16 protein-coding genes are annotated in these 22,400 nt (G+C 40.3%); 1 reads left to right on the top strand and 15 read right to left on the bottom strand.

What is annotated here, in order from left to right:
• Window positions 1-52: 52 nt before the first annotated feature.
• The 5 genes from A379_RS06870 to A379_RS06850 all read right to left on the bottom strand — a co-directional run bounded on the left by A379_RS06870 (window position 53) and on the right by A379_RS06850 (window position 4,870).
• On the bottom strand, window positions 53-2,371 hold the full coding sequence (locus A379_RS06870) for a TonB-dependent siderophore receptor (RefSeq protein ID WP_081696365.1): 2,319 nt from the start codon (window positions 2,369-2,371) through the stop codon (window positions 53-55).
• A 101-nt stretch (window positions 2,372-2,472) separates the two neighbouring features.
• Window positions 2,473-3,354, bottom strand: a complete 882-nt coding sequence (locus A379_RS12930) for an energy transducer TonB (RefSeq protein ID WP_157832354.1) — start codon at window positions 3,352-3,354, stop codon at window positions 2,473-2,475.
• Between the two features lie 3 nt (window positions 3,355-3,357).
• The gene (locus A379_RS12700) at window positions 3,358-3,792 is read right to left on the bottom strand and encodes a biopolymer transporter ExbD (protein ID WP_051145066.1); all 435 of its coding nucleotides are present in this window, start codon (window positions 3,790-3,792) and stop codon (window positions 3,358-3,360) included.
• On the bottom strand, window positions 3,785-4,240 hold the full coding sequence (locus tag A379_RS06855) for a biopolymer transporter ExbD (protein ID WP_040727057.1): 456 nt from the start codon (window positions 4,238-4,240) through the stop codon (window positions 3,785-3,787). The genes A379_RS12700 and A379_RS06855 overlap by 8 nt, the downstream gene beginning before the upstream one ends.
• A 24-nt stretch (window positions 4,241-4,264) precedes the next feature.
• Window positions 4,265-4,870: a MotA/TolQ/ExbB proton channel family protein gene (locus A379_RS06850; RefSeq protein WP_040727055.1), complete on the bottom strand. Its 606-nt coding sequence runs from the start codon at window positions 4,868-4,870 to the stop codon at window positions 4,265-4,267.
• 656 nt (window positions 4,871-5,526) lie between these two features.
• Here A379_RS06850 and A379_RS06845 point away from each other — a divergent pair.
• Window positions 5,527-7,629, top strand: coding sequence for a bifunctional diguanylate cyclase/phosphodiesterase (locus tag A379_RS06845; protein WP_051145065.1), 2,103 nt, complete (start codon window positions 5,527-5,529; stop codon window positions 7,627-7,629).
• A 3-nt stretch (window positions 7,630-7,632) separates the two neighbouring features.
• On the opposite strand, the gene A379_RS06840 is transcribed toward A379_RS06845, so the two are convergent.
• The 10 genes from A379_RS06840 to A379_RS12685 all read right to left on the bottom strand — a co-directional run bounded on the left by A379_RS06840 (window position 7,633) and on the right by A379_RS12685 (window position 22,108).
• On the bottom strand, window positions 7,633-8,829 hold the full coding sequence (locus A379_RS06840) for a cation:proton antiporter (protein ID WP_040727053.1): 1,197 nt from the start codon (window positions 8,827-8,829) through the stop codon (window positions 7,633-7,635).
• Window positions 8,830-9,046: 217 nt separating this feature from the next.
• Window positions 9,047-12,157, bottom strand: a complete 3,111-nt coding sequence (locus A379_RS06835) for an efflux RND transporter permease subunit (protein ID WP_040727051.1) — start codon at window positions 12,155-12,157, stop codon at window positions 9,047-9,049.
• A gap of 2 nt (window positions 12,158-12,159) precedes the next feature.
• Window positions 12,160-13,251, bottom strand: a complete 1,092-nt coding sequence (locus A379_RS06830) for an efflux RND transporter periplasmic adaptor subunit (RefSeq protein ID WP_051145064.1) — start codon at window positions 13,249-13,251, stop codon at window positions 12,160-12,162.
• Window positions 13,252-13,479: 228 nt separating this feature from the next.
• Entirely contained in the window at window positions 13,480-14,190 is a 711-nt protein-coding gene (locus A379_RS06825; RefSeq protein WP_051145063.1) for a copper resistance protein B, read from the bottom strand.
• A gap of 20 nt (window positions 14,191-14,210) precedes the next feature.
• On the bottom strand, window positions 14,211-16,025 hold the full coding sequence (locus tag A379_RS06820) for a copper resistance system multicopper oxidase (RefSeq protein ID WP_040727049.1): 1,815 nt from the start codon (window positions 16,023-16,025) through the stop codon (window positions 14,211-14,213).
• 66 nt (window positions 16,026-16,091) lie between these two features.
• Window positions 16,092-16,511 carry a hypothetical protein gene (locus A379_RS06815; RefSeq protein ID WP_040727047.1) on the bottom strand — a complete coding sequence of 140 codons (420 nt, stop codon included), beginning with the start codon at window positions 16,509-16,511 and terminating at the stop codon, window positions 16,092-16,094.
• A 129-nt stretch (window positions 16,512-16,640) separates the two neighbouring features.
• Window positions 16,641-18,647: a bifunctional diguanylate cyclase/phosphodiesterase gene (locus A379_RS12695; protein ID WP_051145062.1), complete on the bottom strand. Its 2,007-nt coding sequence runs from the start codon at window positions 18,645-18,647 to the stop codon at window positions 16,641-16,643.
• Window positions 18,648-19,529, bottom strand: coding sequence for an ABC transporter substrate-binding protein (locus A379_RS06805; RefSeq protein ID WP_040727045.1), 882 nt, complete (start codon window positions 19,527-19,529; stop codon window positions 18,648-18,650).
• Window positions 19,530-19,698: 169 nt separating this feature from the next.
• Window positions 19,699-20,598 carry an HD domain-containing phosphohydrolase gene (locus tag A379_RS12690; protein ID WP_051145061.1) on the bottom strand — a complete coding sequence of 300 codons (900 nt, stop codon included), beginning with the start codon at window positions 20,596-20,598 and terminating at the stop codon, window positions 19,699-19,701.
• The gene (locus tag A379_RS12685) at window positions 20,564-22,108 is read right to left on the bottom strand and encodes an MBL fold metallo-hydrolase (protein WP_051145060.1); all 1,545 of its coding nucleotides are present in this window, start codon (window positions 22,106-22,108) and stop codon (window positions 20,564-20,566) included. The genes A379_RS12690 and A379_RS12685 overlap by 35 nt, the downstream gene beginning before the upstream one ends.
• Window positions 22,109-22,400 lie beyond the last annotated feature (292 nt).

Genomic DNA, 22,400 nt, shown 5'->3' with positions numbered 1-22,400 from the left:
AGTTTTGACTATGTGTTGGCGACCATCTTTGTTAAAGAAAGTGAATTAAAGATTAAAAATCATAGTTAAGCGTTACGCGGTAGTTTCGAGCATCGCCCTTGTAAAGGAATGAGCCTGAACGATAACCTGCTAGATAATAGTCTTCATTAAGGAGGTTGTTAATATTAAAACGTACATCTAAGTTTTTATTAAAGCGATAGTTGGCAAAGGCATCAAATACCCAGTATTCAGGTATAGGTTGGCTGTATTCACCCGTGGTTGAGCTGTAACCCGCAGCGGTGTCAGGTTGCCCTGCATAACGCACGCTTTCGTATTTGGCAGAACCACCAAAATCAAATTTATCGGTAAATTGATATTTCAACTGGGCACTGGCGCTGTTATCAGCAAAGTTACTCAGAGTTTTACCAATATTGGCGGCGATTGCGGAATCTAATATTTTAGATTTCATTAATGTAAGGCCAACTTGTCCAGATAGTTTATCGGTAATATTTCCTGCTAGGCCTAACTCAATCCCTTGAACCTCGTTTTTACCTGTGTTGTAGGTGCCAGTAGAAGTATATCCATCCCCTTCCATTACATCAGATTTTTCAATATGAAATACAGCGGCTGTGGCGAGAACTTTACCTTTGTTAAATTGCCATTTAGTTCCTAATTCAATACTGGTGGTTTTTTCTGGATTAGCAGACATTGAACCATCGCTAATGGCAGCACCACCGTAACCTGAACTAGTACCAACATCTGATTCACCACCGTTAATGTCTGAAGCCGTTGCGTAAGAGGCATAAATATTGGCATTAGGTCTAATTTTATAGGTAGCCCCTAAGTGATAGTTCCAAATGCCAGAAGAGTCTTTAAACTCATCTAGTACGCTTGGTGTACCACCACGACCATCGCCATCATGATCCCAGTAAGCTTTTAGGTTGTAATCGTAAATGTCGTAGCGAAGACCTGCAAATGCGGTTAATTTATCGGTTAAATCCACGGTATCCATAGCAGAAAACGATAGGGTTTTAATTTGCCAATCAGAATCCCAATCACCTTTACGGGCACTTGAACGGTCGAGTGTGTTGTTTAATTGGTAGTCATTAAAGGCGATACCTGAGGCACTAGTTGCAGCACCATTGAAATCATAAGTACCATTGACTACTTTGTGGTCTGAGTATTCTGCACCTAATAAAAATTCGTGTTTTTTGCCGCTAATCCATTTGTCTATATGTAGGTTGGTTTGGTTAACAAAGTAATCAACCTCTTGCCAACCATTGTGGGTGGAGAGTCTTAGGGCATTTACGCCATCGGCTCTTGCACCTGTAGCAATATAGCCATTCTCTGTGGTACCAAAACGAGTGGCGTTGGTGAGCTTCATGTCTTCATTAATTTTGTACTCTAAACGACCTGTTATGGTGGTGACTTCAGATTCTAAAAAGTCGCCGTCTTGAGTATAGACTGGCGCATCATCTACAGGCTTACGGTTGGGTACTGTGCCATCTAAATAACTCCCTAGGTCTGGATTGTCTTGCGCTTTAAGGTAGTAGATGTCACCCGTTAAGGTTAATTTATTATTGGGCGTGTGCGTGGCAGAAAGTGCAACACCTTGGCGTTCACGATCCGCAGGGTCACGGTCTGGCACACCTTCATAACCATAAAGAACATTGGCACGTACCGCCGTGTCTTGGTTAATAACATGATTGCTATCAATAGTTACACGTGTGTGTTGGTCTGAACCAACCCCTGTGGAAAGTTTGGTAAAGTCATAGTCTGGACTGGCTTGTTTGGTAATGGAGTTAATGGCACCACCTGTTGTTCCACGCCCACCAAAACTAGAGTCTGGCCCTTTAGAGACTTCTACTTGTTCAGTGGCAAAACTTTCACGAATGGTCATACCTGGATCACGCAGACCATCTACAAATACGTCTGATCGTGCTTCTTGACCACGAATAATGTAACGGTCACCAAAGGCGTTACCGTTTTCTCCCGTCCCTAAAGTAATTCCAGGCATGCCGTCTAAGATTTCTCTAAGGTCACTGTCGCCAGACTCTTCAATTTGGGTTTTAGTAATGACTTGAATGTTTTTAGGCAAATCCGCAATATCACGCTTGTAACGATCATCGCCCGATTTTTTGGCTTTGTAGGGTGCACCTGGTTCGGCATAAGGGTTGGTATCACTGGTACGTTCTTCAACCTGTAGTTTGTCTAATTTAAATACTTCCTCTTGTGCATAAACCGACGTGGCGGCCATGGTTGTCGCTAAACCAATCGTGATGGCCGTGGCATAGGCTTTAGGTTGCGGCTTACGCAATGAGGTTTGAGCGTTAAAGCGTACATTGTGACGGTTCGCTGCTTGTTTTTTAGCAGAGAGTCGTTGATGAGTCATGGTTTTTCTCCGTTTAGTAGCCCTGTTAAACAGGTGTAAATTTTGACTTTGGCCCCGCTCAAAAAACCGTAGTCAGTTAAAGTTATTCGTTAGGCTTTCGCTTAACGGGTGATTAATGAAAAATCAATCGGTAAAGCGATGGTAATGCGTTCGCGATTGAGTTCTTTTGGAATCACAGGCAAAGGGGCGGCACGTTGCACCATTTGCAGTGCGGCCTGATCCAGAGCTGTGTTTCCTGAAGATTTTGTAATTTTGATTTTTAATAATTCGCCTTGACGATTGATGGTGAACTTCACTTCAACGACACCTTCAATCTTGGCCTTTTTAAGTGCATTAGGGTAATGTTTGTTGGCATTAAGCCACTCCTTTAAAGCACCAAAATAACGGTCTGGACTCACATTTTGAGTATTGGGTCTAGCACTTTTTGGTGGCGCAATAAAGTCTGTGGTTTCGACCGTTGATGAGGTTGTAGATGTGACCGTAGGTTGAACCGCTTGCTCTAATGGTTTTGGCTTTTGCTTAACTTCTCGCTCAGGTAGCTGTTTTGGTTCAGGAACTGACTCAGACTTAGGTTCAGGCTTAGGTTCAGGCTTAGGTTCAGGCTTAGGTTCAGGCTTAGGTTCAGGCTTAGGTTCAGGCTTAGGTTCAGGCTTAGGTTCAGGCTTAGGTTCAGGCTTAGGTTCAGGCTTAGATTCAGGCTTAGATTCAGGCTTAGATTCAGGCTTAGATTCAGGCTTAGATTCAGGCTTAGGTTCAGGCTTAGGTTCAGGCTTGAGTTCTGGCTTGAGTTCTGGCTTAGGTTCAGTGGTAGGCGTTGACTCTGCTTGTAACAGCATATTGTTTAAATTAATTTCAGTCAGTTGCAGTTGTGCATTTGAGCTATCTAACTCAATAGGATCAAGCTGGTTGTCAACCAGTGCTAGGTATAGTCCACCGTGAATGATTAGTGCAGTAATAAGTGCGATTGTCCAGTTTGTCATCATCTATCAACGTGCTTTTTGAGTCACTAGGTGTACTTTTTGCCACTCTAGTTTTTTTAGGGTTGAAAGGAGCTCATTTAGGTGCGCTACCGTTGCATTTTGGTCAACATAAACAGCAAGATTTAATGGTGCTTTAGGAGAGAGATTTTGTTGCTGTTGCAGTTTACTCAGCAGGTCGTTAGCGCTGTAGGGTACGCCATTAATCAACCATTGATTATTGGCATTAAGAGTCACTTGATAAGCTTGATCAAGATACTTTTCTTGTTGTTGGGTTTGTGTTAAGCGTACTTCTGTAGGCTGTGGCTTTTGTATTTGGCCAGCAATCATAAAAAATATTAGTAGTAAAAACACAATATTAATCATGGGAATCAGGTTGCTATCCAAATCAATGGCTTGGCTTTTAGGTAGCGTTACTTGCATGGGTTTAGGTGAACTATTCATGCTGAGAACCATCTGCAGATACTAAAATTTGGCTACCAATAGAAAGGTTAATACCCAGGCTTTTAAAGTGGTCAAGCGCCTCAATGACGGTTTTAACGTTCGCTTGAGAGTAAGGGTGCAATTTAAGGTCTTGCGCAAGTTGTATTTGACTAAAGTCTGCTTGGGCATAGTCTTTAAAGTACTTTTGTTGTTCAAACGACGGTTGGTTTGATGCTAAATCAAATTTAGCAGGCCTGGTAAAAGTGATTAAGCCATTTTGATCAATTATTAACGCCTCAACTAGCTCTTCTTGAACGGCACTCGAAGCATTTTGCGATAGTTGCAATGGTATTGATTGCCATTGTGTAAACTGAGTCGTAAGCATAAAAAACATCAACAAAATAAACACCACATCAATTAAGGCGGTTAGGCTGATTTTGCGTTTTTTGGCGGTGTAGTTTACTTGCATTGCAAATGGCTCGTATAGGTTAGTTTATTGGTCACTTTTCGGGTGAAAAGCTAACTGCAAATGGTTGTTAATGTGGTGAGCATGCGCTTCAAGTTGGCGTTCAAAATATTGGTGTGCCATAGCGATAGGAATGGCCACTATTAGCCCCGCTGCGGTAGTTAATAAAGCCTGCCAAATACCACCAGAAAGTACAGAAGGGTCAATTTGACTGCCTGCTTGTTCCATTGCTTGAAAGGCGGCGATCATGCCAATAACCGTACCCAATAACCCAAGTAATGGCGCAATCATGGCCAAAACTTCAAGCACTTTTAGGTGTTTACCCAGCTCAAAAAGTTTACCTTGCCCCTGTCTAAAGGCGTTTTGTTTGGCGTGCTGCTCGGTAAAATTGTGTGCCCATTCGGCAATGATTTGGCTGCTTGGGTAGCTGTGTTGGCTGGCAATGTCACTCAAGATTTGGCTATTGAGTTGGTTTTGATGCTCTAAATCAGACGATAAACTAACGGCTTGTTTATGGCTAAACTTAGAAAAAGCCCACAGCTTTACCAGAATAATGGTGCTGGCAATAACCGAAAAACCAATCAAAATCCAGACGATAATGCCGCCATTTATAAGCATGTCTTGTAGTGTCATTTAGGTGCCTTTGTTCACATTTAAATTTTAATTATTAAATCTATATCTAAATAATAATGATTCGTATTATATATGATAGTTCGCTTAGGTCAACTAAATAATAATCAATTGCATTTAGGCGAGATTCTTTTCAAACTTTGATGGGGTATTTTTAGAGAGACCTTTGCACGAGTGAGGTGCGAGGAAAAAATAGACGTAAGTACCCCTTGAGGGTATAAAATTTTCCTGATTGCGGCGAAAAACGCAGTGAATAGCTAGCTATTCGCCAGTTATTTAACAAAAAACAGGGAAGTTTTAACCATTTTTAACCGTGCCTTGACTCGTGCAAAGGTCTCTTAGAATGAATGAAAAATTAAAATGAGACAGCTATCGCTGTTTTAACGGTTGATTAACCAGTAAAAGAGCATTTACTAACGCACTTAAAAGTGCGTCCTTAAATTCAAGAGAGAGTGGTTTAAATATTTAATTGTGGGATAAAAATACTTTAGCGATGTTTTGGTGTAGGTCTTTTAAAAAACCAAGTAAAAGATAAAAAGTTGCGGTTTCAAGTAAACAGTGAAAAAAGGAAATTTAGCTTATTTTTACCTTTATATTTGTGCAAATATGTGAATTTACAGGTATATTATTTAACCATATCAATTGTAATGTATTAAGTAATGTCAGAAAATCAAACACTCCATTTTGTTTTGGATAAGGCTACTTTGTCTCAAGAGCTCTTTGAGGTTGCCTACGATCCTGTTTTTTTATTGCATCAATCACACGTTATTGATTGCAATAAGGCGGCCATGAAAAAGTTTGGTATCGATAATAAAGAAAATATTATCCATCTTCACCCTTCTCAACTATCGCCACAATTCCAGGTGGATGGTTCAGCCTCTGAAGAAAAAGCCAATCAAATGATTCAAGCTTGTTTAAATAATGGCGTAAACCGTTTTGAATGGCAGCACTGCTCACTTGACGGCGAGGTTTTTTGGGCCGAGGTGACCTTAATAAAACTGAAATTAGAGGGGCATGAAATCATTCATGCTCAAGTTCGTGATATTGATAGTCAGAAGAAAAACCAGGCTAAGTTATTGAGTGCTAATAATGAATTAACCGCTCAAAATCAAAGTGTTGAAGCAATTAATAATCAACTCAAGCAGGCGAGTGACACCCAAGAGACTTTAATTGATTCAATGACTTTTTTGAATGAATATAAAAAGGCGATGGATGCCAGTTCAATTGTTTCTAAAGCGGATACGTTTGGTCAAATCACTTATGTAAATGAACTTTTTTGTCAGATTTCAGGTTATACAGAACAAGAGTTGGTTGGCCAACCTCATAGCATTGTACGACACCCTGATAGCCCAGCTGAAACCTTTACAAATATGTGGGCAACCATACAAAATAAGGAGGTTTGGAAAGGGGTATTAAAAAATCGTACTAAGTGCGGTAAGGACTATTACGTTAATACAACGATAGTACCCGTTTTAGACTCTCAGGGTGGGATTAAAGAGTTTATTGCTATACGCCAAGACATTACTTCTTTGTATGAACGAGATGAGATTATTAGTCAGCAATATACCGATTCGTTAACGGGGTTAAAGAATCGTATAAAACTTAAAGCTGATATTCAAACATTACCTCTCCCAAAATTAGCCATACTGAATATTGATCGTTTTAAAGAGATCAATGATTCTTATGGGCAGGAAGTGGGAGATTTAGTGTTGATTGAATTCGCTCACAAATTGAACTTGCTTAACAGTCATAATATACATATTTATCATTATAGTGGGGATGCCTTCGCCATCCTGGCTTTTGGCAATTATTCATTGAAAGAGCTTGAAGAGTTATGCCAAGAAATCTTATCTGAACTCGATCAGCAAAATTTAATGGTAGCAGAGGATGCTTTCAATATCTCTGTAAGCATTGGTTTAGCCGAAGGCAATAAAAGACTGTTAGCCAGTGTTGAAATGGCTCTGTCGCATGCTAAAGCACGAGATTTAGATTTAGTCGTCTTTAACGACGATTTGGATATGCGTACCGAGTTACGTGACAATATTGAGTGGACCAAACGCATTAAATTTGCCATTCAGAACCAACGTGTTCTCTTGTATGGTCAGAAAATCATCAATAACATAACGGGTAAAGAAAAATTTGAAACGCTGATGCGTATTGAGTCTGAAACAGGTGAAATTATTGCGCCTGGTCGCTTTTTAGAACACGCTAAAAGAGCGCGACTCTACCCAATATTAACTCGAATGATGATTGACCAGGCCTGTACCTATTTCCAAAATAAACCGTATCAGTTTTCACTGAATCTTACCATTCAAGACATCCTTAATACCGAAACGGTTAATTTCTTATTTAAACGTTTAGAAGAGACAAATACCTTTAAGCAAGTCATTATTGAATTGGTTGAATCAGAAGGGATTGAGAGTCATCTTGAAATATATGATTTTATCGCTCAAATCAAAAGTCTAGGCGGTTTGATTGCCATTGATGATTTTGGTACAGGGTATTCAAACTTTGAGTACTTAACTAAAATTGATGCAGATTTACTTAAAATTGATGGTTCATTGATTCGCAATATGCATCAAGACCCTAATACGTTAATTACCGTAAAAACCATTGTGAGCTTTGCAAAAGCGTTAAATATAAAAGTGGTAGCTGAGTTTGTACACTGTTTAGAGGTTCAAAACCTAGTTTTAGAATTAGGAATTGAGCTATCGCAAGGTTATTTCTTGCATGAACCTGAATTGCTCAGAGACTCAATGTAGTCGTTAGTTGAGCCTGTTTGTTTCACCGCTACGAATGAGTATAACTCGGGTAAATGGCGGGCCAATCAGTTCAAAAACAACGGTAGAACCTAAAATAACGGCCAGTATGACGGACTTGAGTTCAGGGAAGTGCTGAATCGCTAAGAGCGCCATACCAATGGGTACCCCTGCATGAGGTAGCATTGCAAGGCCAATCCAACGGTATAACACATGATTTTTACCTTTAAAGCCTGCCCAATGTACGCCTAACTGTGAACCTACCAATCGTCCTAAAATTCTTAGAACAATATAAGCCATACCAAATAAGCCCACCTCAAACAGAGCATTAATCTCTAAAGAAGCACCCGCAAGCAAAAAGAACAAGATGAGTAGAGGCCACTCAAAGGTCTCAATTTCGGTAAAGGGTTGCTGTCGATGGTGTTGAGTATAGTTGGCAACAATAGTGCCCATCATCATGGCGGACAGAATGTAGGAAACTTCTAGCCACTCGGCTAAGCCTGCGCAAAGCAGTACTAGCCCAAGTGCTTCTGCCTGGCTTGATTTTCCAGGGTAGATATGACCTGTTAAATACGCCATTGGGAAGCCAATAATAACTCCTAATAGTAAGGCACCGCTAATTTCCCATAGACCCGTATATAAGCTTTGTAGTGCATCACCATTGCCAACAACCACACTGGCAATAACCAGCAAAAAGCTAAAGAGTAACATCCCCCATGCATCATCCACTGCAACAATACCAAGTAAGGTGTTGGTAAATGTGCCTTTAGCATTCATCTGCTGGGTAACATCTACCACGGGCGCTGGAGCGGTGGCGGGTGCAATGCCCGCTAAAATGAGAGCGAGTTCAAGCGGTGCGCCTAACATTACCAGGCCTGTAAACATCAGAGAAGCAGTTGCAATCATTACCGCAATAGAAATGCCGATAATCGGACGGCCCATTGCCTTGAGCTTTTGCTGAGTAAGACTTTTACCGAGCATAAAACCAATCATAGCCAACGCGATGTCGGTTAATACTGGAAACCACTGTTGGGTAAAGCTAGGCAGAATATCGAATACTGAAGGGCCAATTAATACCCCGGTAATAATCAGTAAAGTAACCCTAGGTAAAGGGGTGTGACGACCGATTAGGTCGGCAATTAATCCAATTAAAAATAAGCCGCCAAAGGTCATGAGTATAAGAGAGGCTTCAGTATTTGGCATTTTGAAAACCTTTATTGATTGACGATTCAGTATTGTACAAAATCAACTATGAAGTCACTAAGAGAGCTTTAAAACGTTTCATGCTTTCGTGTTTTCATGGTTAAAACTTTTTTATCAATCATAAATACGCTTACCCATTTTAACAAGTTACCACACCCCGCAAGGGGGTAAAAAGGCCTGGTGATTTGCTTTATGTAAACCATTTAGGCTGTACTGATTATTCATCTTGCTTATCAAGTGCAGATTCCAGTTTGCGGGTTGAGGCCAATGGTGAACCACTATTTTTGGCCATTAGAGCATAAGCACTTGGAATAATAAAAAGACTTAATAGGGTTGAAAACGCCACCCCAAAAAACAGCACAATCCCAAGTATATAACGAGTTTCTGCCCCAGCACCACTTGAGAAAATTAGAGGCAGTGTTCCTGCAATCGTGGTAATAGCGGTCATTAAAATCGGTCTTAAACGCAATTGCGTAGCGGAGACTAAAGCATGATACGTGGTATAGCCTTTATCTCGTAATTGGTTGGTAAACTCAACAATTAAAATTCCGTTTTTAGTCGCTAAACCGAGCAATAATACCAGGGCGATTTGGCTATATATATTCAAGCTCATATTAAAGACGAGCAGGGCAAACAGCCCGCCTACTAAAGCGAGTGGCACGGTCAGTAAAATGACCATTGGGTGAATAAAACTTTCAAACTGAGCGGCTAATACTAAAAAGATAACCAAAATCCCTAGAATAAAGACAAAATAAAACGAACTTGAGCTATTTTGGAAGTCTCTAGATTGGCCTTTATAGTCAATAATCGCTTCTGGAGGTAAGGTGGCACGCGTTAGCTCTTGTAAGAATGTTAAGGCTTGGTCTAATGAGTAGCCATCTTCGAGTTTGGCCGATAAGGTCATAGAGCGCACACGGTTATAGCGGTTTAAACTTGAGGCCTCTCCAGAGGTAGATAAGGTGATTACCGTTGATAATGGAATCATTTGATCGGTGGTGGCTGAACGTAAATAGATCTGCTCAAAATCTTGCGGCGAACTGAACCATTTATGGTCGGCTTTTAGGTAGATATCAATCTCTTCACCTTCATGCTGGTAGGTGGTAACACGTTTACTACCCAATAACATTTGCAGGGTTTCAGTGACATCTTGATGCGATATACCAAAAGCGGCCGCTTTGGCATAATCCACTTGAATACCAATTTGCGGTTTATTTGGCTCATAATCCCAATCTAAACCTACCAGGCCTGGGTTGTTTTCTTGTATCGCTTGATTCATTTGTTCTTGCCATTGTTCAAGCTCTTCATAGCTTGAGCCACCAATCACAAATTGCACTGGTTTTTGAATACGTCCACCAATAGGTGAGCGCATAACAGGCACGGCTTTTACCCCTGTTAAATCAGCCAGTTTTTTACGCACTTCATTCATTATGGTATAAGCAGAACGGCGCTGAGCCCAATCTTCGAGCACAACAATCACAAAGCCCGTATTAAAAATTTCGGTACTGCTAAAGGATCTAGGTGCACGTATCAGTAAACGTTTTGCTTCACCACTATCAACCAAAGGCATTAAACGCTCTTCAATTTCATTCATATAGCTTTGCATATACTCATAGGTTGCGCCTTCAGGGCCTTTAATCATCACAAAAAACGCCCCACGGTCTTCTTTAGGCACATACTCTTTGGGAACGTCTGCTGAATAGTAAACGCCTGCGCCAACCACACTAATAAACAACAAAATACTTATCCAGGTGTGGCGTAAACTTTTAACCAATAACTTTTTAAAGAGATGAGACGGTGCAGGACGATGGCTTTTATTTTCGCTTTCTACCAGGCCTGGTAACTTGCTTTTGCGTGGCTTTAATAGATTTGAAGCTAAAGCGGGTGATAGCGTTAAGGCCACCCAACTTGAAAAAATAACCGCGACCGCTAGGGTAATAGCAAATTCAGAGAAGAGTCGCCCAATTTGGCCTTCTAAAAAGGCGATGGGTAAAAACACCGCAATGAGGGTTAAGGTGGTTGCAATAACCGCAAAACCAACTTGGCGTGTACCTAAATAAGCCGCTGCGATTGGCTTATGCCCCATATCAATATGACGTTGAGTGTTTTCTAATACCACGATGGCATCATCAACCACTAAACCAATCGCCAGTACGAGCGCCAGTAAGGTTAATAGGTTAATGGAAAAGCCTAAAGTCCATAAAATACCAAAGGTTGCAATCAGTGATACGGGTAGTGTGACCATAGGAACCAATGCCAAACGCCAACTTTTTAAGAAAGCTAACATCACTAAAGAGACTAAACCCAATGCAATAAATAGGGTTTTATAAACCTCATTAACCGCTTGTTGAACAAATACAGAAGAGTCAAAACTCTCTTTGAGTTCAAGGCCTTGTGGCAGTGATTTATTAACAATCTCTTTGCGTTCTCGAGCGAGTTCAGCAACCGTTAGAGTATTGGCGGTAGACTGTTTAATAATCCCTACACCGACCATGGGTACGCCATTTCCACGGAAGAGACGACGGCGTTCAATGGCTCCTAATTTAACCTCCGCTACATCTTGCAGGGTAAGCTGGCCAATTTGTTGGTTCTGTTTAATGATGAGGTTTTTAAGGTCATCAATGCTGCTAAGCGGTTTGTCAGCTTGTAAGGTAAACAAGATGTGCTCACCCTGCAAAGCACCGATAGGAAGCTCAACATTAGCGGTTCTCAGCTGGTTTTCAATGTCTTGCGTGGTAACGTCATAGACGGCCATTTTTTGCGGGTTTAACCAAATGCGCAAAGCGTAAGATTGCCCGCCGCCCACACGCACTCGTGCTACGCCATCCAGTACGGAAAAACGGTCAACCAAATAACGTTCAGCGTAATCGGTGAGTTGTGGCACAGTCATTTGGTCGCTGGCGAGGTTAAACCACATAATGACACTTTCATCGCCATCTACTTTTTCAACCTCGGGGGCGGTGGCTTGTTCTGGTAAATCATCGGCAATACGCGCCACTCGGTCACGAATATCGTTGGCCGCATCGTCAATGTCACGCTCGATGGAAAACTCCACTTTAATACTAGAGCGCCCATCGCTTGAGGTGGATTCAATATATTGAATACCCGAAACCCCAGAAATACGGTTTTCAATTAGCTTTGTAATGCGGTTTTCAACCACTTTGGCGGAAGCGCCAAGATAGGAGGTGTCGATGGTAACAATAGGGGCATCCACATTGGGATACTCTCTTAAACTCATGCGATCAAACGCCATGAGTCCAAAGGCTAATAATAATAAAGAAGCAACGGTTGCTAATATAGGACGTTTGACAGAGGTATCAGATAGCCACATTGTTATTGACCCTGATCTTTCGGTTTTTTGGCCGATGGTTGCAGTAATTTCGCTTGTTCAGTGTTGTTTTGTAGCGCCTTAATTTTAATGGGTACCTTAGCGTTCACACGCATCACTCCTTGGCTTACCACAAGATCGCCCTCTTTAAGACCAGAGAGAATTTCTGTTTGTGATTGACCTACTTCACCCACTTGAATGGCTACTTTTTCTGCCGCATAAAGGCCTTCTTTACTAGGTTTAAGTCGATAGGCAAATTCATAATCGCCCAGCATGAGAATAGCTGTATTGGGTACCGACAAGAAAGCTTTATTTGGGAGGGCAATTTGCGCATTGACCACCATATTGGTTTTAAGCTTATTTTTTGGGTTAGGAATATTGGCTTGTACTTGAATGAGACGAACAGCGCTCTCTAATCGGGGTGAAATGGCGGTAATTTTTCCTGTAAATGTCTGATTTGGGTAAGCATCCGTTTGCACAGAAACAGCCAGGCCTGGTGCGATAAAGTTAAGATATTTGATTGGCACAAATAGGTCTAAACGCATACTGCTAATATCGTCCAAACTAACTAAGTTGGTGTTTGCAGCCAAAATGGCACCTTGAGAATAGGGCGTGAAGCCAAGTTGGCCATCAAAGGGCGCTTTGATTTGATAGTTTGCGAGTACCGCTTCTTTTACTTTGCGCTGTGCAATGGCGGTTTGCCATTGTCGGTACTTTTCATCCACGACCGCTTTGGTTACGGTATTGCTCCGTAAGGCTTTTTTTACACGCTCATACTGCGCATAACTCTCTTGTTCTAAAGCTTTACTCTCTTGTAACTGCGCAAGCTCTTGACGGTTATTCAGCTCTACAAGAAGTTGACCTTTTTGAACATGGTCACCCGCTTTAAAATGAATTTTATCGATGGTGTCCGTGACATTAGAGGTGATTTGAATAGATTGCTGTGCCTGCAAACGACCGAGTGCTTGAATACTTTGGCTTTCTGATTGCAATGTCGTTTCATAAGCAATGACTTGAACAGGCGGTTTGCCATTGGCTTGAGCCAGTGAGCTAAAGGTTAAAGAGCATAGTGTGATAAATACAATAAATTTGCGCATTGGGGAGTAACCAGTGATTTAAATGTCGTTTACTGATTTTAGAGGTAAATGCAAATAATGCAAAGCCATTTGATGACTTAAATATGAAGGTTTTTGATTGTTTTAAAGAGGCGTGAGGTAAATAATGAACAGGCCTGGTAAGTTACCAGGCCTGTAAGATTGAAAAATTAAATATTTAAATCACTTTAAATAGGTGAATTGTCGCTGTTAAAAGCTGTTTTGGCTACGTTAAAACCAAAAACGAATGCCTGCAACAAGATAGGTATCTTGATCAAAGTTTGTAAACTTGGCGGTATTGCCAAAATTTTTGCTCCATTGCACACCAATGTAAGGCGCCAACTTACGTTCTATCTCATATTTAAGTCTTACCCCTAAGCCTGCTGAAGATAGTCCCGAACCGATTTTCATATTTGCAATATCCGCACTGTAAGCCGATGCGCTTATTTCAGGCACAAGTATGAGTCGCTGGGTAATCAACCATTCCACTTCTAAGCTGGCTCTTAAACCAAGATTACCGTCACTATCAATTAGAGCATGTAGGTTGGTTTCAAAGAAATAGGGTGCCATGCCTGATATACCAACCACGCCCCAATTATGTGATTGATTTGCGTGGGTGTCGTAGCCTAAGCCAAATTGCACATCCCAATAAGGCGCAATGCCATGGCCATAAACCAGCCTGTTTTCACTTTCGGTTTCGCCATTAACGGTTTCACCTTCAGAGGAAAACACAATGCGTTGGATATCTTGCATTACCCAAAAATCTAGCTCCCACACTTTAGGGTTGTCTTGTTGGTTTGTGGCCTCAAATTTATCAACTAAAAATTTGGCTACAACGGGTTCATCCATCATGCCAGCTTGTGCACTGTGATTAACTCCTAATAAGCTTAAAAACAGAGTTGTAAACAGGCCTGGTAGTTTATAAAAATGCTGTATTTTCATTTTGATTCTCCTTTAGTCATTTACGCCACAATCACTTTTCTAAACATACCTGCCATGTGGTACAGCATATGACAGTGAAACGCCCAAACACCTTTTGCATCAACCGTTACACGGTAGCTAATACGAGCACCTGGTTGCACAATGATTGTGTGTTTTTTGGGTAGGTAATTGAGGTCGCCCGTTTCTAAATCGCTCCATAAGCCGTGTAGGTGCATCGGGTGATTCATCATGGTGTTATTGATAAAAGTGATGCGCACTCGTTCACCATATTTCAGATGAATAGACTCTGCTTTTGAGTAGGGCACGCCGTCAATTGACCATAGATAACGCTCCATATTGCCTGTGAGATTAAGCACAATCTCACGGTCGGGCTTGGGAGCTTGGCTGGTTGGGTAAAGGTTGCGTAAGTCAGAATAGGTTAAAACCCTGCGGCCATTATTTCGTAATCCAACACCTGGGTCACTTAACCGATATTGAGCATCTTCAGCCTGCATATTGGTATGCGGCCCCCATTTAATTTTGGCTTGTTCCACTGGCCAATCAGCCACCTCGTCATTGGCATTGACTTGATTCATAAAGTGCCCATCGTGGTTCATGCCTTGATGTGTGGAATGATCCATTTGCATTACAGGCGCATTAGACATGTCGTGGTTCATTCCTCCATGTGTTGAATGATCCATATTACGCATATCCATTGCCATATCGCTGTGGCTAAGTATCGGCAGTGGGTCCAGTTCTGGTGTGTCGGCAATGATATCGGTATGGGTGGTTAAGCTGCCTATGGCGTAACCCGAACGGTCTAGCGCTTGAGCAAAAATCGCATAAGCTTGATTGTCCTGAGGTTCAACCAGTACATCATAAGTTTCGGCCACCCCAATTCTAAATTGATCAATTTCTACAGGTTGAACCAGGTTGCCATCTGCGGCTATTACGGTCATCTTTAGGCCAGGAATATGAATATCAAAAAAGGTCATGGCTGAGCTGTTAATAAAACGCAGGCGTACTTTTTTACCAGGTTCAAATAAGCCACGCCAATGGGTTGTGGGATTTGTACCATTCATTAAGTAGGTATAAGTCGCACCTGTGACATCTGAGAGATCGCGGTCGGTCATTGACATCTCATTCCACATTTTTCGGTCGTTAAAGGCGGCCATAAAGCCTTTGCTCTGCACTTCACTAAAAAAATCGCCAATAGTGCGTTGTTTGTAGTTGTAATAGGCTGGCATTTTTTTGATGTTTCTGACCACCTCATGCGGGTCTTCATCTGTCCAGTCAGACAGTTGAATTACATGGTCGTGCTGATAATCGTAAGGGTCTTGTTGTTTTGGCAGAATAACAATCGATCCATACATGCCATTTTGCTCTTGAAAGCCCGAATGGCTGTGATACCAGTAGCTACCGTTTTGCTGCACTTTAAATTGATAGGTGAAGGTTTCTCCTGGCTTAATGCCATCAAATGTCAGGCCTGGTACTCCGTCCATTTCAAAAGGTAAAATAATACCGTGCCAATGAATTGAGGTCATTTCTTCTAAGGTATTAGTTACATGCAACGTCACCACATCGCCTTCTCGCCAAATAAGCGTTGGGCTGGGCAGCATATTGTTTACCGTGGTGGCAAGTTGCGGTTTGCCAGTAAAGTTAACCACCGATAAGCCTATGGTTAGGTGAAATTCGGTGCCTGTAAGCACTTTAGGGTGCTGTGTAGCTGGTTGTTGTTGAATAGATTGCGGCACGCTTGCCAACAATTGAGCTGGATTAAATCCGATGCCAGCCATGGCAGTACTCATAACCGACCCTTTAATAAAGGTACGACGTGTTGTGTTTTGAGTTGTCATTGAATGAACTCCTAAATTTTAAATACAGTAAACCACAGCCAGTTGAGCTGTGAATGTGTTCAAAAATTAAGCGTTGAGAAGTGGGGGGCGGAGTTCAGGAGGGGTGAAACGAGGTGTAAATTGCGCTGTTGTTGTAGCTAGGATTTGAGATTGTTCAAGTGACAAGATGATTTGAAGAGCATTGGGTTGTGTTGCTGATAAAGAAGTAATCATTAAGCAGTTTGCGTTGTTGCAATCGTTTTGACAAAAGTGAATCCCCTCATCACAACACGGCATATTTTGTGGCATCTCATCAGACATTTGGCTGTGCATATGATTATTCATAGCATGACTCATATGGACGTGTTCGCTCATTTGCATCATTTCATTGGCCATTGTTGTTTGTTCTGCTGAGTTATTATGCACCATAAACCCTTCAGCCAATACTGGCCTAATCACTAACGATAACGTTAATAATAGAAAGATTAAGGGTTTAAATGTTCTCATTTTTAATAAGATACTCTGACATAATTATTTACTAAGTTACTCAACTACTATTTAGTTTGCAAGTTAAACGGGTATTTTGGTACCTATTCTACCAGGCCTGGTACTTTTATAACCCAAGTTTGGCGAGCTTTATGACTCAGTAGCTGCTGAAGCACAGCTTTGTACTAGCTTGATAAACTCTTTGTTAGGGAGCGGTTTACTGCATAAATAGCCTTGAAAACATTCACAATTGATGTTTTGTAAATAGGCTAACTGTTCTGCTGTTTCAACCCCTTCAGCCACCACAGTAATTTTGAGGTTGTGCGCCATATTAACAATGGTTTCTATAAAGATGGCACCAGAATGGCTTTCATAATCATCGATAAAGGATTTATCAATTTTTAGAGTATTAATTGGAAAGGTTTTAAGATAAGCCAGAGAAGAGTAGCCTGTTCCAAAATCATCAAGAGAGATGGTTACACTCAAACCACGTATTTTCTTTAAGGTATTAAGGTGTTTGTCTTTATTTTCCATTAATACCGATTCAGTGACTTCAATATCAAGATGACTGGGTTCAAAACCGAGTTTGTAGATGGATTCTTGTAGCTTTGAAAAAAAGTTTTTATGACTAAACTGCATGGCAGAAACATTGACTGAAATGGGCAATATAATGCCATGCTGTTTTTGCCACGATAGTTGAGTTTTCATCGCTTCCTGAAGAATCCAATCTCCTAAAGGAATAATCAAACCACTTTGTTCCGCTATGGGTATAAAGTCTAGCGGCGGAATCAAACCTTTCACTGGATGGTTCCAACGTATGAGGCACTCTAAACCAATAATTTCCTTTGCCTGAGTAGAGACTTTGGGCTGGTAATAAAGTTCAAATTCCTGATTTTGGATTGCCTGTCTTAACTCCGCTTCAGTTTTAACCTCGGCCTGAATTTTATGATTAAGCTCTTCTGTAAAATAGTGGTGTTGGTTTTTACCGTGTTTTTTAGCCTCATACATGGCAATATCCGCGCTTTTCATTAACGCTTGCCCATCAGTACCATCTTTGGGATAAAACGCCACACCAATACTGGCAGAGACATTAATGATTTGGTTACGCACCAGTTGGTCTTGTGAAATTTGGGTAAGCACCCTTTCTATAATGTGATTCAGCTCGATATGATTATGGTATTTATTAATAATCATCACAAATTCATCTCCGCCAACACGGGCAATAATGTCATAACCTCTTAATTCAGATTGCATGATATTTGAGACATTGACGACAATTTCATCCCCCGCATCATGGCCTAAGGTATCGTTGATTTTTTTAAAATCATCAATATCAAGAAAGAGATAAGCAAACTCTTTTTGTGAGCGCTCAGACTCTGCAATTAACCAGTCAAGCCGTTCATTTAACTGGTAGCGATTAGGTAACTCACTGAGAGAATCTGTTCTGGCTGAACGGTATAGGGCTTTTGTTTCTTCTGCAAGCAGCTGAAAGGTTTGCAGCATTGAACTGCGAATGGCCTCTAGTTCTCTAATTTTTAAAGGTTCTGGAACTCGGTCATGATAATAGGCAAAATTATTTAATTTTTGTAGGGGCTTAACCAGATAGGTTTTTAACACCCAATAGAGAAATAAGGCAATAAGAAATGTGGGTAGCACAAAAGAAAAAATGTATTGATTCTCTGTTTCAGAGAAATAGGTTTTTATTTCAGCAGGATTTGAGAAGAGCAAAATGCTTAAACTAACCGTTTGATTTTGCTGGTAAACATCAAACTCAAACTCTTGAACAGAATTAGTTAATATCTCTTGATGAGACTTGTTTTTAAATAGGGTATGTTTGTATGTTTGAGTGGGTAACTCTTTAATGCTGGGATCTGTGGTTAAGAGTATTTGGTTGCCTTTCACAACCATCATGGCTGAAATTAGGTGATTTTGTGCCACTTTACGATTAAGCAAAGACTTAAAGTTATTGATCTGTTCTAACGAATTGAGCTGGGTGCTAATTGAGTAGCTTGATTCATTGAGTACACGTTGAAAGTCTGAATTGATAATTTCCGCTTTGGTTTCTTGTTCATCTAAATAATAGGCGATAAATGAACCATATAAGGCAACGACAACTAGAATAAATAGCGCGGTTAAAAAGCGTTTTAAAGTAAGCATCTAAAGCAGATTCCGAGTTTGAAAATTGATCTCATTCATTTTTTCAATTAAGTTTGGGGGAATTGTTTCATTTAACCAATCAATATCGTGAATACTTTGCAAAAATTCGTCATAAGAGGGGTTTTCAAGATAGGGTTTAACCACTTCATAATATTCTTTGGGGTTTTGTTTTAGGTTATGGATTGCATTATTAATGACGATTTTTAGCTTTTTAAAGTTTTCTTGATGATGGTTTAGGGTGTTGGTATTCACATATAAAGCATCGAGAACGACGATATTCATTGCATCGCGGGTAGAGTCAACCGTTTTGAAACCAGCATTTACTAATTCAAAGTTGTAAGGTACATAAGTCACCACAATAGTGGGTTTATTCATGGCTTTTTGTTTTAAATGAGTAACAATTTTTAACTGATCTTTATTAATAAAATTAAAGGTTTTTTGAGTAAGTTGGTGAGCCTTTTTGAAATCATCAAATACAAAGGCGTTTACCGAGTTTACTTCTAGATAGACGTCAATTTTTTCAGAGGTTTCTTGCAGTTCTTTGATAGAGACGTTGCTCATAACCATATCGCCCCCATTGGAGCGATTAAACATGATAACGGGTACTAAATTAGAGTTTAAGGCGTTGAGTTTTTGGTATTCAAATTGAGTGCCTGTTAGGCCATCAAATCCACCTGAGCGAAAAGTCATCACACTTTCCCCTAAAGAGACTAGAGGTGAGATTTCGATATTAACTTCTTTAAGCCAACCTTTTTCTTTTGCATAAAAAAGAGGTGAATAACCAATCCAGGCATTGGTAACAAGCTTGATGGAGGCTTCTTTATGTGTGCTGCAGCTGGTTAACAGGAATAGCAAAATAAGGAATATGGATTTAATCTTCAATACAGATTTCTCTAAGTAGATGGTTGGCCATGGTTATTTAATAAAATAAAACTATTTGAGTTCTAATAATAAATGTTTTTATGGCTAAAGAAAAACTTTAGATGCATAAAGTATGTGTAAAAGTTAGCCATTGGGTAAACATCAATTTATAAAACTTTTGGCGCAACACTTACTCATTAAGCGTAAATGTGATTTCATCAATTTGTTGGGCATTTAAAAATTGATTGTACTGTTTATAGGTGCCGCTTTCATAAAAGAATTTAAGCAGTTTTTTATCAATGTGTCCTTCATTGGCCATTGAACAGAGAATGTTAAAAATCTGTGAAAGCGGGTTTGGATCTTTATAAGGTCGATGTTGTGATGAAAGGGCTTCATAGAGGTCTGATAAGATTAAAATTCGGTCTTCCAATGCGATATCTGAATCGGTTAAACCTCTTGGGTAGCCTGAACCATCTAATTTTTCGTGATGATTCGCTGCGATATTAACCACACGCTGGTATTTTTTAGGAAACGGCAGTGTGCTTAATATTTCAAGTGAAACGCGGGCGTGATCCATGATTTTTTCACGCTCTTCTTGATTTAAGGTGCCTGCACGGATAGATAAGTTAGTTATTTCATCGGGATTCAAAATAGGTTGAATTTGGCCATTAATTGTATAGCTTTGTTTGGCAATCTGCTCAATTCTCATTAGCTCGGCATCTTGTAAATAGCTTTCACCGCGATTGTGTTTTTTAAGAAAGGCAAAGTCTTCATCAAGCTGTTTGATCTTATTTTCAAACTCGATTTGAGCAATGCTAGGGGTTGTTTGCGACAGTTGGCTCTCCAAATACTCGATTTGGGCATCACGTTTTAGAATTTCAATGCGATGCTTAATCGCATCAATTCGATCATATACTTTCTCAAGTTTTGTCGACTTCTGCATAATAAATTCAGGCGTGGCGATTTTGCCTACATCATGCAATAAAGCAGCAATTTTAATTTCATGAAAATCATCTGCACTGTATTGCACTTCTTGATAGGTTGATTGATCTTCGTTAATGCCACGGGCAATGATCTTCGTTAATGCCACGGGCAATGATTTGCGAAAGTTCTGCTACTTGGCGAACATGACCACCTGTAAATGAGCATTTTTCATCAAAAGCTTTAGTGATGGTACTAATAACCGACTCAAATAAGTTTTCTAAATCTTTAATCAAAAGCGTGTTGGTCAGTGAGATGGCTGCTTGAGAAGCCAGTGCTGAGGTGTTTTGTTTATCCGCCTCTGTAAAGGCAATGCTTTTGCCTGCCGAATTGGTTTTATTAATCAGTTGTAATACACCGACTAATTCATGGTTTGAGTTGAGTAGTGGTAAAACAAGCATCGATTCGGAGTGGTAGCCCGTGTTGGCATCAAATTTTTTGGTACCTTCAAAATCAAACTTTTTATTGTTATAGATAGACTCGATATGCACCATTTTTTTGTGTATGGCGCAGTAGGTCGCCACCATCTGTTCATTCGGTTGACCATTCTCACCGAATAAAGGGAGATTGTCCCAAGTAATGGGGTTAGCGGTGCCCCCCATATGTATATCTAGGCTTTGGTTTTGTACAACGGTAAAAACTAACTCTTGGTGGTCATCTGATAAACGATACAAGGTACCAGCGTCGGCTTGTGCAAAAGCCATGGCTTGTTGCAGAATCATCTCTAATAGTTTGTTTACATCGGTTTCTGAAGATAGCGCCTGTGCTGTGGCTAGCAAGGATTCAAGTTGTTTGGTGTTATCAATGTCACTCCGTTTAGTTGCAGGGAGTGCGTGAACGGTATGTTCAGTGAACACCTCTAGAGTATCGCCTTCATTGAGCGGTTTGTGAATGGTGGCTTTACCGCTGATATTTTCAAGTTCCGCCATAATTTCGGTTTCATAGGCGGGTTTTAAATGATAGGGAAAAACCGCTATTGGCCGTTCTATTTTTTCTAAAGTAGAGGCGAGTAATTTAGGGGTTAAATGTTTACTTTGTTCGGCAAGTGACGTTAAGCGTGAGGGAAATGAGACATCAATGAATAGAGAATGAATACGCTTATCGTGATTAATGATATTTGCAATCTCTGGGTTTAGATAGGTGTCTCCTGAGATTAAGCAACTATGATTGTTTTTTTGGACTAAATAGCCACATGAACCTTTCGTGTGGTTTGCTGGAATAGCGGTGATGGTCATCTCTTGGCTAAGAATGGATTCCCCTAATTTTATTTCGTGAAAAGTGAGTAGCGGACGCTTTAAAACTTGGTGTTTAATTTTTTGAAATTGCGGCCAAACAGACCCATTAAAAATATGTTTTTCTAGGGTGTCTAAGGTGTTTTTTAGGGCAAAAACTTGCAGTGGTTTTTGGCGAGCTTCAAAATAGGTTTCAATTAAAAAAGGCAGGTCAAGAATATGATCAAAGTGCGCATGGGTTAAAAATATCTGCTCAATGAATTTACAGTCATCGCCAAGCGGTCGAATAATATTTCCAGCATCAATCACGGTGGTTTTATTGAGTTGGAATGAGATGCAGGATTTCTCTTTATCTAAAGATCCTGATGCCCCTAATACTTTAATCACAATGCACTCTCCAATTCACAGGTGACTTCTTAATTAACACTCAACGAGAATATTTAAACTCTGTAAAAATCTCCTAGCGAATGTTCAATATAGTGTTTACAAGGAGTAATGTAAATTCCTATATTTATTTGCTGAAATTTAAGCAGGCCTATAACGGGTAGGGCTTTTTAAATGAAACGAGGTGATGCGTTTGGGTGGTATATAGATTTATTGATGATATAGTTAGTTCAAAATTAAATGGCAGTAGAGCTGGTAAAGCAGATTGAATTAGGTTTTTTATGGTTTTTTGGAT

The sequence above is a fragment of the Thiomicrorhabdus sp. Kp2 genome (assembly GCF_000478585.1).
In the GTDB taxonomy this organism is placed as follows: Bacteria; Pseudomonadota; Gammaproteobacteria; order Thiomicrospirales; family Thiomicrospiraceae; genus Thiomicrorhabdus.
Note: the sequence above shows the minus strand (reverse complement) of the source record. Positions and strands in the feature narration are given on the sequence as shown.

Coding starts and splice junctions, on each gene's coding strand:
- A379_RS06835 (WP_040727051.1), bottom strand. CDS start 12,157: ATGTGGCTATCTGATACCTCTGTCAAACGTCCTATATTAGCAACCGTT.
- A379_RS06825 (WP_051145063.1), bottom strand. CDS start 14,190: ATGAAAATACAGCATTTTTATAAACTACCAGGCCTGTTTACAACTCTG.
- A379_RS06870 (WP_081696365.1), bottom strand. CDS start 2,371: ATGACTCATCAACGACTCTCTGCTAAAAAACAAGCAGCGAACCGTCAC.
- A379_RS12930 (WP_157832354.1), bottom strand. CDS start 3,354: ATGATGACAAACTGGACAATCGCACTTATTACTGCACTAATCATTCAC.
- A379_RS06820 (WP_040727049.1), bottom strand. CDS start 16,025: ATGACAACTCAAAACACAACACGTCGTACCTTTATTAAAGGGTCGGTT.
- A379_RS06855 (WP_040727057.1), bottom strand. CDS start 4,240: ATGCAAGTAAACTACACCGCCAAAAAACGCAAAATCAGCCTAACCGCC.
- A379_RS06850 (WP_040727055.1), bottom strand. CDS start 4,870: ATGACACTACAAGACATGCTTATAAATGGCGGCATTATCGTCTGGATT.
- A379_RS06845 (WP_051145065.1), top strand. CDS start 5,527: ATGTCAGAAAATCAAACACTCCATTTTGTTTTGGATAAGGCTACTTTG.
- A379_RS12695 (WP_051145062.1), bottom strand. CDS start 18,647: ATGCTTACTTTAAAACGCTTTTTAACCGCGCTATTTATTCTAGTTGTC.
- A379_RS06830 (WP_051145064.1), bottom strand. CDS start 13,251: ATGCGCAAATTTATTGTATTTATCACACTATGCTCTTTAACCTTTAGC.
- A379_RS06815 (WP_040727047.1), bottom strand. CDS start 16,511: ATGAGAACATTTAAACCCTTAATCTTTCTATTATTAACGTTATCGTTA.
- A379_RS12700 (WP_051145066.1), bottom strand. CDS start 3,792: ATGAATAGTTCACCTAAACCCATGCAAGTAACGCTACCTAAAAGCCAA.
- A379_RS06840 (WP_040727053.1), bottom strand. CDS start 8,829: ATGCCAAATACTGAAGCCTCTCTTATACTCATGACCTTTGGCGGCTTA.